This is a genomic window from Kosakonia quasisacchari (assembly GCF_004331415.1).
Lineage (GTDB): Bacteria > Pseudomonadota > Gammaproteobacteria > Enterobacterales > Enterobacteriaceae > Kosakonia > Kosakonia quasisacchari.
On the sequence record NZ_SJOP01000002.1, the window covers coordinates 134,814 to 149,253 of the forward strand.

A 14,440-nucleotide genomic window follows, 5' to 3' on the forward strand; every position below is an offset into this window, starting at 1 on the left:
ATCCTCCAGCCATCAGGCGATGAGTTGTTCCATAATGCGTTGATACATACGGGCAAGCAGTTGCAAATCCGCCGCGTTCACACATTCGTTGATCTTGTGAATGGTCGCGTTCACCGGCCCGAGCTCAACCACTTGTGCGCCCATACGTGCGATAAAACGGCCATCAGATGTGCCGCCTGTGGTTAACAACTGCGGTTTGATCTCATTATAGTGCTCAATGGCATTGACTACCGCATCCACCAGCTTGCCGCGCCCGGTGAGGAACGGCTGCCCGGAAACCCACCACTCCACGCTGTAGCGCAACTGATGTTTATCCAGCAACGCCTGCACGTGGGCTTTGATCATCTCATCGGTTAGTTCGGTACTAAAGCGGAAGTTGAACTGCACAAACAGATCGCCAGGGATAACGTTGTTGCTGCCAGTGCCAGCTTTGATATTGGCAATTTGCATGCTGGTCGGCGGGAAATATTCGTTGCCGTGATCCCACTGAATCGCCACAAGTTCATTGAGCATTGGCGCGGCGCGATGCACCGGGTTATCCGCCAGATGCGGATAGGCGACATGACCCTGAACGCCGTGAATGGTCAGGTTGCAGGTCATTGAACCGCGGCGGCCATTTTTTACCACATCCCCCACCACTTCCGTGCTGGAAGGCTCACCGACCAGGCAGTAGTCCAGCCGTTCATTACGTGCCATCAACGTTTCGACTACTTTGACGGTGCCGTTTGTCGCGCTGGCCTCTTCGTCAGACGTGATAAGAAACGCCAGACGGCCTTTATGCTGCGGATGCTGTGCGACAAAACGTTCGGCGGCGACGACCATAGCAGCCAGTGAACCTTTCATGTCTGCCGCGCCGCGACCAAACAGCATGCCGTCACGGATAGTCGGTTCAAAAGGCGGGTTGATCCAGCGGTCCGCATCGCCAGCCGGAACCACATCTGTATGGCCAGCGAAGGCCAGCGTTTCGCCTTGTCCGCGCCATGCCCAGAAGTTTTGCGTGTCGCCAAAATCCATCGGCTCAATGGTAAAACCGATAGCGCGCAGACGTTCAATCATTAGCGCCTGGCATCCTGCATCATTGGGGCTCAGAGAAGGGCGACGAATAAGCTGCTGTGTCAGCTCAATAACCGGGCACGACATAAACTACACCTCGTTAATAAACTTCTCATAACTGGATTCATTGAAACCCAGCAGCATAGGCTTACCCGGCGCGCAGAGCAATGGGCGTTTGATAATTGCAGGCATTTCAAGCATCAACGCGATGGCAGCCTCATTATTAGTGATGGTTGCGCGCTGGGCATCATCCAGCTTGCGCCAGGTGGTGCCACGGGTATTTACCAGCGCTTCCCAGCCGAGTTCATCAACAAATGTACGCAGTAAATCTGCATGAATACCGTCTGCGCGGTAATCGTGGAAATGGTATTCCACCTGCTGCGATTCGAGCCAGCGGCGCGCTTTTTTGATGGTGTCGCAGTTTTTGATGCCGTACATGGTGATCATGGTGAATCCTTTTGTCTCATTTTTGGTTATTTGTGCAAGAAATTAGAATAATGGGTTTTAATTTGCCTGTGATTGGTCTGATAAGCAAATGTCAGCGGATATAGCCACTCTGTTCCAGTTTGAATAAACTTTCAGGCGTTGCGCATACCATGCCAGTAGTTAAAAAACGGAAACCATATTGATGATAAAATCCTGTTTTTTCCGGTACGGAATAAATAAAGGTTTTGCCGAACGGTAATAATGTTCTAACAATGTCAGACATCAGCTGTTTTCCATAACCACGCCCCTGCATTTCTGGTGCGACCACAATATCCGCAACATAACTGGCCCACGTCAGATCGCTGATAGCACGCGCCGTGGCGACCAGTTCCCCATTATGGTAACCAAACCAGCAGAAGGTGCTGTTACGCCACGCCTGCTCGACCTGCAGCGGGTCGCGCTGATTGAGACCGCCTGCGGCAATCAGCGCCGTTAACGCCAGCCAGTCCACCGCTTCAATTGCTGATTTATCAAACAATGTGATCGTCATTTCATTTAGCCCTAAAGTTTTTATGGAATATTGCCGTTATTCACAGTAAATGACCCGGCATCGGCTCATAGTTATCGCAAGCATTAAAAGTACCCCGCTAATAGCAATTGAAGCAATTGATTAACGTCTCTTCAACATCGTTACGGGTTTAAGTAGAATTGCCAAAATAATAAGAGAGGTAGTTATGATTGAACATGAACTGGGGAACTGGAAAGATTTTATCGAAGGCATGCTTCGTAAATAATTTCCTGATGAACGATTAAGCAGTGACAGCTTGATAAATAACAATGTGAACCAACACATGAAAAAAGGCGACCAGTAGGTCGCCTTTTTGTTATGCGGAAATTACTGTGCACGCGCTTTCAATGGAAAACGGCGGCGCACCAGCACGAAGAACAGCGGGACAAAGAAAATCGCCAGCACGGTGGCGGAAATCATCCCGCCCATCACACCGGTACCCACTGCATGCTGGCTGCCGGAGCCCGCGCCGGTGCTGGTTGCCATCGGCAGCACACCGAAAACGAACGCCAGCGAGGTCATCAGGATTGGCCGCAAGCGCTGGCGGCAGGCATGCAACGTGGAAACCAGAAGATCTTCACCTTTCGCATTCATATCGTTGGCAAACTCAACGATGAGGATCGCATTCTTCGCCGACAGGCCAATCACCGTCAACAACCCGACCTGGAAGTACACATCGTTCTCCAACCCGCGCATCCAGGTTGCCAGCAACGCGCCAATCACGCCAAGCGGCACCACCAGCATTACCGAGAACGGCACAGACCAGCTTTCATATAGCGCCGCGAGGCACAGGAAAACCACCAACAGGGAAACCGCATATAACGCCGGTGCCTGCGCACCGGAAAGGCGCTCCTGATAAGACATCGCTGTCCACTCCAGACCAAAACCGGTAGGCAACTGGCTAACCAGTTTTTCCATCACATCCATTGCCGTACCGGTACTGACGCCGGGAGCGGATTCGCCGACAATTTCCACCGCAGCATAGCCGTTGTAGCGCTCAAGGCGCGGCGAGCCGGTTTCCCAGCGCGAAGTGGCAAACGCGGAGAATGGCACCATTCCACCGCTGCTATTTCGCACATACCAAAGGTTAATATCGTCCGGCAGCATGCGGTATTTCGCCGCAGCTTGTACGTAGACCTTTTTCACGCGCCCGCGATCCATAAAGTCATTCACGTAGCTAGAGCCCCAGGCAGTTTTCAGCGTGTTGTTAATATCATCAATCGACACGCCCAGCGCCTGCGCTTTGCGCTGATCGATATCGATTTGCAGCTGTGCGCTGTCATCAAGACCGTTATGGCGAACGCGGGTCAGCGCCGGATCTTTCGCCGCCATCTCAATCAGACGATCGCGAGCGGCCATTAGAGCGTCATGGCCTGCACCGGCGTGATCCTGCAATTCCATATCGAAACCGGCCGAACTCCCCATGCCGCTGATAGCGGGCGGGCTGCTGGCGAAAACGCGAGCTTCACTAATGCGGCTAAATGCTTTGGTAGCGCGTTCGATAATGGCAAACGCGCTGCCGCTGTTCGGGTCGCGGGCGTCCCAGTCTTTCAGGCGGATAAACAAACGCGCCACGTTCTGCCCGTTACCGCCCGGGCCGGAGCCGACAGTGGAAAACACCGATTCAACATTCTCTTTTTCGTGGGTGAAGAAATAGTCTTCGACTTTTTGCACCACTTTCAATGTCTGCTGTTGCGTAGCACCGCTCGGTAATTGCACGGACGTGGTAAACATGCCCCTGTCTTCCAGCGGCAGAAACGACGTTGGCAGATGCAGGAACAGCAACACCATGCCGCCAATTAGCAACATATAGAGCAAAATCCAGCGCAGACTGCGGTGTAAAATTTTACCGACGGCGGTTTCATAGCGATCGGCGTTGCGGTTGAAAATGCGGTTAAAGGCACCGAAAAAGCCTTTCTGCCCGTGCAGTTCGCCTTTATGCAGCGGCCTGAGCAACGTGGCGCACAGTGCCGGTGTGAGGATCATCGCCACCAGCACAGAAAGCACCATCGCCGAGACAATGGTGATAGAAAACTGGCGATAAATCGCGCCAGTGGTGCCGCCAAAGAAAGCCATCGGCACAAATACCGCCGACAGCACCATCGCAATCCCCACCAGCGCGCCCTGGATTTGCCCCATCGATTTGCGTGTCGCTTCTCTGGGCGACAGCCCTTCTTCGGTCATGATGCGTTCGACGTTTTCCACCACCACAATGGCATCATCCACCAGCAGACCGATGGCGAGCACCATGGCGAACATGGTCAGAGTGTTAATGCTGTAGCCGAATGCGTAGAGCACCGCAAACGTACCAAGCAGCACGACCGGTACGGCGATAGTGGGAATCAGCGTAGCGCGGAAATTTTGCAGGAACAGGTACATCACCAGAAACACCAGCGCGATAGCTTCGAGCAGGGTTTTCACCACATCGATAATCGAGGCTTTAACAAACGAGGTGGTTTCGTAGGCGACTTTATATTCCAGACCGTGCGGGAAAAACTGCGACAGCTCGTTTAAGCGGTTAATCACCAGCTCTGCCGTGGCCATTTCGTTAGCGCCGGAAGCCAGTTTTACCCCCAGCCCGGAGGCAGCTTTGCCGTTGAAACGGCTCAGGTAGTCATATTTCTCTGCGCCCAGTTCCACCGTCGCCACGTCGCCGAGACGAACTTCTGAACCATCCTGATTCACACGCAGCGTAATATTGCGGAACTGTTCCGGCGTTTGTAAAAGCGACTGCGCATTGATGGTGGCGTTTAACGCCTGGCGATCAACGGACGGCGTTCCGCCAAGTTGCCCGACGGCGATTTGCGCGTTTTGCGACGAAATAGCGCTGGTCACGTCCGAGGCTGTGAGCTGGTAGCTATTGAGCTTTGCAGGGTCGAGCCAGATACGCATGGAATATTGCGAACCGTAGGCGTCGATATCGCCGACGCCGTTTACGCGGCTAATCGGATCCTGAATATTACTTGCCACGTAGTCGGAGATATCTTGCTTATCCATCGAACCGTCGGTGGAGACAAACGCGATGGTTAAAATGTTGGTATCACCGGTTTTACGCACCGTGACGCCTTGGTTTTGCACGGCTTGCGGAAGTTTACGCATTGCCGATTGCAACTGGTTTTGCACCTGCTGTACGGCTTCATCAGGATCGGTGCCGGCGCTGAAATTGAGGGTGACCGTTGCCTGCCCGGTGGCGCTGCTTTGCGAGGACATATACATTAAATTATCGAGGCCGGTCATATTCTGCTCGATAACTTGCGTCACGGTGTTTTCCAGCGTTTGTGCCGATGCGCCAGGGTAGTTAGCGGTAATTCGGACATTCGGCGGGGCTAAATCGGGATATTGTTCGACGGGTAAAGAAATAATGGCAAGTGTCCCCGTAAGACAGATCAGGATCGCCAGCACCCACGCAAAAATGGGGCGATCAATAAAAAAATTCGCCATCAGAAATAAAACCTCATATTGCTGCGCATCGTTATAGTGACATTGCTTGCATCAATGTAGCGGCAATGCAGAAACCAATCGTGTAGAAAAAAAGGAGAAAATGTAAATTATCATGCCCGATTAAGGCATAACTATGCATAACGAGACTTAAGCAAAATTTACTCCTGCCAAAAACCATTTTACTTGAAATTCTTTACACTTATTGACGACCAGCGCGGGTCAGTAACGGAAAACGAAACTGCACCTGGGTGCCGCTGCCCGGTGGGGAGACGATTTCCAGCACACCGCCAAGACGCTCGGCGCGCTCTCGCATGATCGTTAACCCATAATGCCCGGCGGGCTCCAGCGTACTGTTCATACCGATGCCGTTATCGCGAATGTAGATCGAATGCAGCCCGTCAGGATCGGTCACACAACTGACGGTGATTTCGCTGGCCTGCGCGTGTTTAATCGCGTTAATTACCGCTTCACGCACAATTTGTAAGACGTTCATTTGCTGTTGCGCGTCCAGCGCCTGTGTGGGTAAACGACAATCCAGATTCAGCTTCGCGCTGGTCTGGCTTTGTAATACATCCAGTGCTTCACGCAGCGCAGCGGGTAGCGAGCTTTGCTGTAAGGAGAGGCGGAATGTGGTGAGCAGCTCACGCAACTGCTGCCAGGCATTGTTCAGACCACGTGAAAAGTCGTCGATAATCAGGTGGGCAGGGGCATTATCTTCTGGCACAGAACGTTTGAGCAGCGCCAGTTGGATACGCAAATAAGAGAGCATTTGCGCCAGCGAATCGTGCAGCTCACGGGCAATGGTCGCGCGTTCTTCCATCAGCATTAATTGCTGGTAATGCTTCTGCGCCTGGTTGATATAGAGCCCGCGCCCAAGAATGGTGGCGATGTTACACATCAGCGGTGCGGAGAGATGCTGCTGGTGGCTTTGCCAGCGCAGCTCGCCCAGCACGTTCTCCTGCATATTTACCGGCAAGCTGTTCACCGGCAGCGTGGGATCGGCCTCACCTTGCTGAATGCGCCAGTTGTCATCGACAACCAGTTCCAGGAAGCAGGCTGACTGATGGTCGTAGACGATTTGCAGCACCTGCTGCAGACAGAGGGAGTCAATCTGGCTGGTATTGAGCGCCTGCGAGCACTGGTACATCACCTCCAGGCGGCTGTTGGCTTCGTGCAGATCGCGGGTTTTTTCCGCCACCGACGTTTCCAGCGAGCGGTAAAGTTTAAACAGTTGCCCGGACATTCGGTCGAATGTTGAGGCCAGTAACCCCAGTTCGTTATCCAGTTTGTTATCGAGCGGCAGCAAGGAAAAGTGCCCTTGCTGGATACGCTGGCAGGTGGCGACCAGGTTATTAAGCGGTTTGACGACCCGCTGGCGAATACGGCGCAGCGTAAAAAACACCAGCGTGAAAATCCCTACCGCGCCCAGCATCGAAATAGCGACTACCAGCATCATCTTGCGTTCGGCGTAGTGCTGGAGCGCCAGCACGAACAAATCAATTTGCCCGACATAAGCCTGGATATTCTGCTCATACCATTGCTGATCGCCCTGAATCAGATGCTTTTCCATCTGGTGCCAGTTTTCGTGCAATTGCCCATAACGTTCCTGTACTTCCTGTGGAACGTACCAGCGGTTCAACGTTTGTAATACGGGAGAGTTCAGCGTCTGCTGGTAAATCTGGCGATGGGATTGTAGCTCGGTAGTCTGTTTTTGCAGTTCGTAACCAAGACGGTAGCTCTGCATGCGCAGCGACCCGGCGATATTAATGGCTTCCGCGTCCCGCAGGCTGCTGGCAAGCGTGACGAGCGCTACCCCGGTGGAGAGCAGCGACAGTAAAACAAGAGAGAAAAAGGCTCTGGCCAGGCTTCCTGAAACAGGTTTTTTGACTATCACTGCAGCGCTTCCCAATCCTGATGTTACGTACAGGAAACATCGGCCTGAACGTCCATCGAATGAAATAATTTTTCAGAAATCCTGAAATAAATTGATCTGCTACAAGCTCGTGACAAATAGATAACCTTTCTGGGCAATTGAACATTGCCTGTGTCGTGCCGCCCCGGTAAATACAATGCTCATATAAAAAATAGGGTTTATTAAACCAGAAAAGAAGGGTGCCATGAATCGTTTTATTATGGCGAATAGCCAGCAATGTATAGGATGTCGTGCCTGCGAAGTCGCGTGTGTGATGGCGCACAATGACGAGCAACATGTGTTAAGCGCCGGGCATTTTCACCCACGGATCACCGTGATTAAACATCAGCAGCACCGCAGCGCGGTGACCTGCCACCACTGTGAAGCTGCGCCCTGTGCCCGCAGTTGCCCGAATGGCGCAATCAGCCGCATCGATGAGGCGATTCAGGTCAATCAGCAGAAGTGTATTGGCTGTAAATCCTGCGTGGTGGCTTGTCCGTTTGGCACCATGCAGGTGCTGGTCACACCGATTGGCGACGGGCTGGTAAAAGCCACCGCGCACAAATGTGATCTCTGCCAGGGCCGAGCGGAAGGCCCGGCTTGCGCGCAGAATTGCCCGGCCGATGCGCTGCAACTGGTGAACAGTGATGCGCTGGCGGGACTTGCGAAATCCCGCCGCCTGCGCACGGCCAGCCATGAGGTGCTGCCGTGGCATAGTGTCGCGGCACTGACTCCCGCTTTTAACGACCGTAAAGTGCGGCAGATGCGTAAAACGCCGCCGCGCGGTGAGCCAGATAAACTGCCGCTGGCGGCGCGTAAAAGCGGCTTTGATGAGATTTACCTGCCATTTCGCGCCGATCAGGCCAATCGTGAAGCTGAGCGCTGCCTGAAGTGCGGCGATCACAGTATTTGCGAATGGACTTGCCCGCTGCATAACCATATCCCTCAATGGATTGAGCGGGTGAAAGAGGGCGATATTGCGGCGGCGGTCGAACTTTCGCATCAAACCAACTGCTTGCCGGAGATCACCGGTCGCGTCTGCCCGCAAGATCGGTTGTGCGAAGGGGCATGTACGGTGCGCGATGAGTATGGTGCGGTCACTATCGGCAATATTGAGCGCTATATCTCCGATCAGGCACTGGCGCAGGGCTGGCGGCCTGATTTGCAGCAGGTTGCGGCAGTCGATAAACGCATCGCGATCATCGGTGCTGGTCCGGCGGGCCTGGCCTGTGCGGACGTGCTCGCTCGCCACGGCGTGAGCGCCACCGTGTTCGATCGTCACCCGGAAATCGGCGGTTTGCTCACTTTCGGCATTCCCGCTTTTAAACTGGATAAATCACTGCTGGCGCGTCGTCGTGAAATTTTCAGCGCGATGGGCATCCGCTTTGAACTCAATTGTGAAATCGGTAAAGACATCGCGCTGGATACGCTGCTCAGCGATTATGACGCGGTGTTTGTGGGCGTTGGTACTTACCGGTCAATGAAAGCCGGTTTGCCAAATGAAGACGCGCCGGGCGTTTACGATGCGCTGCCGTTCCTGATTGCTAACACCCGCCAGTTAATGGGGTTGCCGGACAGCGCCGACGAGCCGTTTATCAACACCGAGGGGCGCAATGTCGTGGTGCTCGGCGGCGGCGATACGGCAATGGACTGTGTGCGTACCGCACTGCGCCATGGCGCGAGCAAAGTGACTTGTGCCTACCGTCGCGACGAAGCCAATATGCCCGGCTCGAAGAAAGAGGTGAAAAACGCGCGGGATGAAGGGGCTGATTTTGAGTTCAACGTCCAGCCGGTGAATCTTGAGCTGGATAAGAACGGTAAAGTTTGCGGTATTCGCCTGCTACGCACCCAGCTCGGCGAGCCGGATGCCAAAGGTCGCCGCCGTCCGGTGCCGATTGAAGGCAGTGAATTTATTATGCCTGCCGATGCGGTGATCATGGCGTTTGGTTTCAACCCGCATTCGATGCCGTGGCTGGAGCGCCACGGTGTGCGCGTTGATGACTGGGGGCGAATTGACGCCAGTGTCGAAAGCCAATTCCGCTACCAGACCAGTAATCCGAAAATTTTTGCCGGGGGCGATGCGGTGCGTGGTGCCGATCTGGTGGTGACCGCGATGGCGGAAGGTCGCCACGCCGCGCAGGGTATGATGGACTGGTTGGGCGTCAAAACGCCTGGGCAACATTAAGTCGTTTGCCATAAAACAGGCTTCACGGCATTACACTTCGCGGCGTAGTATTACGCAAAGTTGTTAGCGCTCTGGAGCCTGTATGTCGCTGAAAATTGAAGTTATCAAAGATAAAATCCTCTCTGAAAATTACTTTGTCCTGCGCAATATCACCTACGATTTGACCCGTCAGGACGGTGAAGTGGTGCGTCATAAACGCGAAGTCTACGACCGGGGCAATGGCGCGACTATCCTGCTTTATAACCGTGAAAAACAGAGCGTGCTGCTGATCCGCCAGTTCCGGATCGCCACTTGGGTGAATGGCAACGTGGATGGCCGCTTGATTGAAGCGTGCGCCGGGCTGCTGGATGACGATGAGCCGGAAGTGTGCATTCGTAAAGAAGCCATTGAGGAAACCGGATACCAGGTTGGCGAGGTGCGCAAAGTGTTTGAGTTGTACATGTCGCCGGGCGGGGTAACAGAAATAGTCCACTTCTTTATTGCGGAATATAACGACGCGCAGCGCGCGAATAATGGCGGCGGAGTGGAAGATGAAGATATCGAAGTGCTGGAATTGCCCTTCCAGCAAGCTTTAGCGATGGTGGCAAACGGTGAGATCCGTGATGGCAAAGCGGTGATTTTACTGCAATATTTGCAAACATCTGGCCTAATGGACTGAAATTTATAAGGTTATCAGCTTCAGTTTCAGATGAGGCTATCCGACAAATCCGATTGAGCAAGCCAACCGGGAAATAGAATATACGCAGGTTCTGCGTCTATTCTTCCGGGGTTGTGCCATCCATGCGTTACCGCAGCGTTTTGACTTTGCTCTTCGGTCTTCTGACCGCACCGGTGCTGTGTGCTGCGCCCGCGCAACAAACCTTTTCCGACTGGCAAGTCACCTGTAATAACCAGAATTTTTGCGTGGCGCGCAATATTGGTGAGCATCAGGGGCTGGTCATGACGCTGGAGCGCAGCGCCGGCGCACGCACCGATGCCACGCTGCGTATCGATTATGGCGGCATCGACGCACCGATTACCAAAGAACTGCCGATTGCCGGGCGCTTATTATTTGACGGTCAGCCGCTGGCGCTGGCGGGCGAGCGCTGGCAAATCACCCCGTGGCATCTGGTGACGGATAATACCGATGCCATCACTTCGTTTTTAAAAAACATTCAGGAAGGCCAGTCGCTTACCTTGCAAGGCAGCAAGGGCGAGATTTCTCTGGTGGGGTTGAAAGCTGCACTGTTGTTTATTGATGCGCTGCAAAAACGCGTCGGCAGCGAAACGGCATGGATTAAAAAGGGCGATAGCCCGTCGTTAAGCGTTCCGCCCGCGCCCGCGTTGAAAAAGGTGGCGGTGGCCAACGTTGCGCCAAGCCCGCTGACGCACCAGGAACTGAACGATTTGCTGGATTACGGCACCTGGCGAATGAACAGCAGCCAGTGTTCACTGGATCCCATGCGTCGTCAGGTGCGCGTGAGTGCGCTGACTGATGATAACGCGCTGCTGTTGATCGACTGTGAAGCGGGTGCGTATAACATGGTCGAACGCGCGTGGCTGGTGTCGAGGCAAAAACCGTTTGCTGCGCGGCTGGTACGCCTGTTGCTGCCTTTCACGCCGGATAACGGTAACGATGAAATGGAGCTGATGAACGCGGCGTTTGATGAGAAAACCCGCGAGCTTACGACGCTCTCCAAAGGGCGCAGCCTGGCGGATTGCGGCGTGTCGAGTCGCTGGCGTTTTGATGGTCAGCGTTTTCGCCTGGTGCGTTACGCCCAGGAGCCCTCCTGCGATAGCTGGCACGGTCCCGATGCGTGGCCAACGCTATGGGTGACGCGCTAACCCTTCGCTGACATAATCCTTCTCGGATATTTTTATCGGGAAGGGAATAATGAAACGCTTTTACCCACAATGGCTTGCGGCCTGCGTACTCTTTTTGGTCGTTCTGCCTGCGCAGGCTGAACTGACCTCAGCGGATAAACAGAATATCACCCAGCTTGTCGATGTCTGGAATAGCCATCTGAATGGCAAGGCCCCGGCAACCGGCAGCGATCTCTATGCGGCTCAGGTCGAATGGTTTGGCCAGCGCCTTGAGCGCGACGAGATACTGCGCCGTCAGCAAGCGTTCACCTCTCACTCACCGCACTATGCGCAACGAATTATCACCACGCTTGATATCGCTGAAGATGAAGCGGGTCAGGTTCAGGTCGAGTTTGTCAAACAAGCCGGGCTTGATGCAAAACAGGTAAAAAACTACCCGGCGCAGCTTACCTTCAACAAACAACCCGAGGGTTGGCGCATTAGCGGCGAAACCGATTTACTCACTCGCCTGAATCAAAAAGAGGCGTCGGTACAGGGGCTTTTGACCAAAGGCAAGTTTGACGGCACTACCAAAGATTTCGTGTGGGTGAACGCGCGCGACCCCAAAACCGGCGGCAGTTGCGATGAAGAGGGCGACTGTGAATGTAAGCTCTGGAGCAGCAACCCGGCTGTAAAACCCGCGGTGGTGCCGCAGTGCATTGGTGGTGGAGTGGAAACGCTGTCGCAACTCGATGATAGCGGGCGCGATCGGGTCGTTGTTTTCCCGCAGTGGTGGACCAGTGCCTGGCGTGTGGTTTATGTCTTTGATATCCAACAAGGACAATGGACCAAAGCGCTGCCGTCGTTTCCCATTAACATCAATATTCAGGAAGACGATGACGCCGCAACGCTGGTGAAACGTGATACGCAGCACAACGGCAATGTGCTGGTGAAAAAGGCTCTCTGGGATGAGAAGCAAGAAGATATCGTGACACCGCAGGAGAGTGAACCGTTGCTGGTGGTGAAATAAAAAATGGCGCGCCAGCTGTTCATGCTGGCGCGCCCGCGCTTATTTTTTCAGTACCGCTTTGGCTTTTGCTACGACATTTTCGACCGTGAAGCCGAAATAAGGGAACAGCTTCTCGGCAGGCGCCGATTCACCGTAGCTGGTCATACCGACTATCGCCCCTTTCAGGCCAACATATTTGTACCAGTAATCGGCAATCCCAGCTTCAACCGCCACGCGCGCACTCACATCCGACGGCAGCACTGATTCGCGCCACTCTTCATCCTGCGCGTCGAAAATATCGGTCGACGGCAGCGACACCACACGCACTTTATGCCCTTCGTTAGTCAGTTGTTCTGCCGCGTTGACGGTGATCTCCATCTCTGAACCGGTAGCAATCAGGATCAGATCCGGCGTACCTTCACAATCTTTCAGGATATAACCGCCACGGCTGATGGCCTGTACCTGCTCCGGGGTTCGCTCCATTTGCGTAAGGTTCTGGCGCGAGAGGATCAACGCCGTCGGGCCATGATGGCGTTCGATCGCCAGCTTCCAGCCGACAGCCGCTTCCACCTGATCGCACGGACGCCAGGTGCTGAAGTTTGGCGTTAAGCGCAGGCTGGCGAGTTGCTCCACCGCCTGGTGCGTTGGACCGTCTTCCCCTAAGCCAATCGAATCGTGGGTGTAGACCATAATCTGCCGGGCTTTCATCAGCGCCGCCATTCGCGCTGCGTTGCGGGCATATTCAACGAACATCAAAAAGGTGGCGGTGTAAGGCACAAAACCGCCATGGTGCGCGATACCGTTGGCAATGGCCGTCATACCAAACTCACGCACGCCGTAGTGAATGTAGTTCCCGGCCAGATCCTCTTTCAGCGATGTCGAACCAGACCAGATGGTAAGGTTGCTCGGCGCGAGATCCGCAGAGCCGCCAAGCAGCTCCGGCAAAATTGGCCCATAACTGTTGAGCGTGTTCTGCGACGCTTTACGGGTGGCGATTTTCGCCGGGTTGGCTTGCAGCTTATTAATCCAGTCGGTGGTGGTTTTTTCCCAGCTTTCCGGCAGTTCACCGCTCATGCGGCGTGTAAATTCAGCTGCCAGATCCGGGTACTCTTTAGCCCAGGCCGCCAGTTTCTCATTCCAGTCATGCTGAATTTTCGCCCCGCGCTCGCGGGCATCCCACGCCTGGTAAATCTCTTTCGGGATCTCAAAAGCCGGGTATTTCCAGCCGAGTTTCTGCCGGGTGAGTGCCACTTCTTCTTCGCCAAGCGCCGCGCCGTGCGACTCCTCTTTCCCGGCTTTGTTCGGCGAACCGAAGCCAATCACCGTGCGGCAGATAATCAGTGACGGTTTATCTTTCACGCTTTGCGCTTCTTCAATCGCTTTTTTCACCGCCTCGGGTGAATGGCCGTCGATATCGCCAATCACATGCCAGTTATACGCTTCGAAGCGTTTGGCGGTGTCATCGGTAAACCAGCCCTCGGTTTCGCCATCAATCGAGATGCCGTTGTGATCGTAAAAGCCGATCAGTTTGCCAAGCCCCAGCGTACCTGCGAGTGAACACACTTCATGGGAAATACCTTCCATCAGGCAGCCATCGCCCATAAACACATAGGTGTAGTGGTCAACAATGTCATGCCCCGGGCGGTTAAATTGTGCCGCCAGCGTACGCTCGGCAATTGCCAGACCGACGGCGTTCGCCAGCCCCTGCCCGAGCGGGCCGGTAGTGGTTTCCACGCCCGGCGTATAGCCGATTTCCGGGTGACCCGGCGTTTTGGAATGAAGCTGGCGGAAGTTTTTCAGCTCTTCAAGCGGCAAGTCATAACCGCTGAGGTGCAGCAGGCTATACAGCAGCATCGAGGCATGACCGTTGGAGAGGATAAAACGGTCACGATCGTACCAGGTTGGGTCTGTCGGGTTGTGGCGCAAAAAATCATTCCACAGCACTTCGGCAATATCCGCCATCCCCATCGGGGCACCAGGGTGGCCGGAATTGGCTTTTTGCACCGCATCCATACTCAGGGCGCGAATGGCGTTAGCAAGCTCTCTACGAGACATAATTCACTC

11 protein-coding genes are annotated in these 14,440 nt (G+C 54.2%); 5 read left to right on the forward strand and 6 right to left on the reverse strand.

Annotation, left to right across the window (positions count from 1 at the left end):
- Nucleotides 1-12: 12 nt before the first annotated feature.
- From dapE to E0L21_RS02780, 3 genes are all read right to left on the reverse strand, one after another.
- Nucleotides 13-1,140, reverse strand: coding sequence for a succinyl-diaminopimelate desuccinylase (dapE, locus tag E0L21_RS02770; RefSeq protein ID WP_131406569.1), 1,128 nt, complete (start codon nt 1,138-1,140; stop codon nt 13-15).
- 3 nt (nt 1,141-1,143) lie between these two features.
- On the reverse strand, nt 1,144-1,500 hold the full coding sequence (locus tag E0L21_RS02775; protein WP_131406571.1) for an ArsC family reductase: 357 nt from the start codon (nt 1,498-1,500) through the stop codon (nt 1,144-1,146).
- 91 nt (nt 1,501-1,591) lie between these two features.
- Entirely contained in the window at nt 1,592-2,029 is a 438-nt protein-coding gene (locus E0L21_RS02780; protein ID WP_131406573.1) for a GNAT family N-acetyltransferase, read from the reverse strand.
- Between the two features lie 184 nt (nt 2,030-2,213).
- On the opposite strand from E0L21_RS02780, the gene ypfM reads away from it, so the two are divergent.
- On the forward strand, nt 2,214-2,273 hold the full coding sequence (gene ypfM / locus E0L21_RS02785; RefSeq protein WP_100181659.1) for a protein YpfM: 60 nt from the start codon (nt 2,214-2,216) through the stop codon (nt 2,271-2,273).
- Nucleotides 2,274-2,374: 101 nt separating this feature from the next.
- On the opposite strand, the gene acrD is transcribed toward ypfM, so the two are convergent.
- Nucleotides 2,375-5,488: a multidrug efflux RND transporter permease AcrD gene (gene acrD / locus E0L21_RS02790; RefSeq protein ID WP_131406575.1), complete on the reverse strand. Its 3,114-nt coding sequence runs from the start codon at nt 5,486-5,488 to the stop codon at nt 2,375-2,377.
- 199 nt (nt 5,489-5,687) lie between these two features.
- On the reverse strand, nt 5,688-7,382 hold the full coding sequence (gene narQ / locus E0L21_RS02795) for a nitrate/nitrite two-component system sensor histidine kinase NarQ (RefSeq protein WP_131406577.1): 1,695 nt from the start codon (nt 7,380-7,382) through the stop codon (nt 5,688-5,690).
- 223 nt (nt 7,383-7,605) lie between these two features.
- Here narQ and aegA point away from each other — a divergent pair, with 223 nt between their 5' ends.
- From aegA to E0L21_RS02815, 4 genes are all read left to right on the forward strand, one after another.
- Complete coding sequence (gene aegA, locus E0L21_RS02800) at nt 7,606-9,585, forward strand: formate-dependent uric acid utilization protein AegA (RefSeq protein WP_131406579.1); 1,980 nt, start codon at nt 7,606-7,608, stop codon at nt 9,583-9,585.
- An 82-nt stretch (nt 9,586-9,667) separates the two neighbouring features.
- Entirely contained in the window at nt 9,668-10,243 is a 576-nt protein-coding gene (gene nudK / locus E0L21_RS02805; protein WP_131406581.1) for a GDP-mannose pyrophosphatase NudK, read from the forward strand.
- Between the two features lie 122 nt (nt 10,244-10,365).
- On the forward strand, nt 10,366-11,409 hold the full coding sequence (locus E0L21_RS02810; RefSeq protein ID WP_131406583.1) for a DUF1176 domain-containing protein: 1,044 nt from the start codon (nt 10,366-10,368) through the stop codon (nt 11,407-11,409).
- 49 nt (nt 11,410-11,458) lie between these two features.
- Nucleotides 11,459-12,397 (forward strand): hypothetical protein, encoded by a 939-nt coding sequence (locus E0L21_RS02815; protein WP_131406585.1) that lies wholly within the window; start codon nt 11,459-11,461, stop codon nt 12,395-12,397.
- A 39-nt stretch (nt 12,398-12,436) separates the two neighbouring features.
- On the opposite strand, the gene tkt is transcribed toward E0L21_RS02815, so the two are convergent.
- Complete coding sequence (tkt, locus tag E0L21_RS02820) at nt 12,437-14,431, reverse strand: transketolase (RefSeq protein WP_131406587.1); 1,995 nt, start codon at nt 14,429-14,431, stop codon at nt 12,437-12,439.
- Nucleotides 14,432-14,440 lie beyond the last annotated feature (9 nt).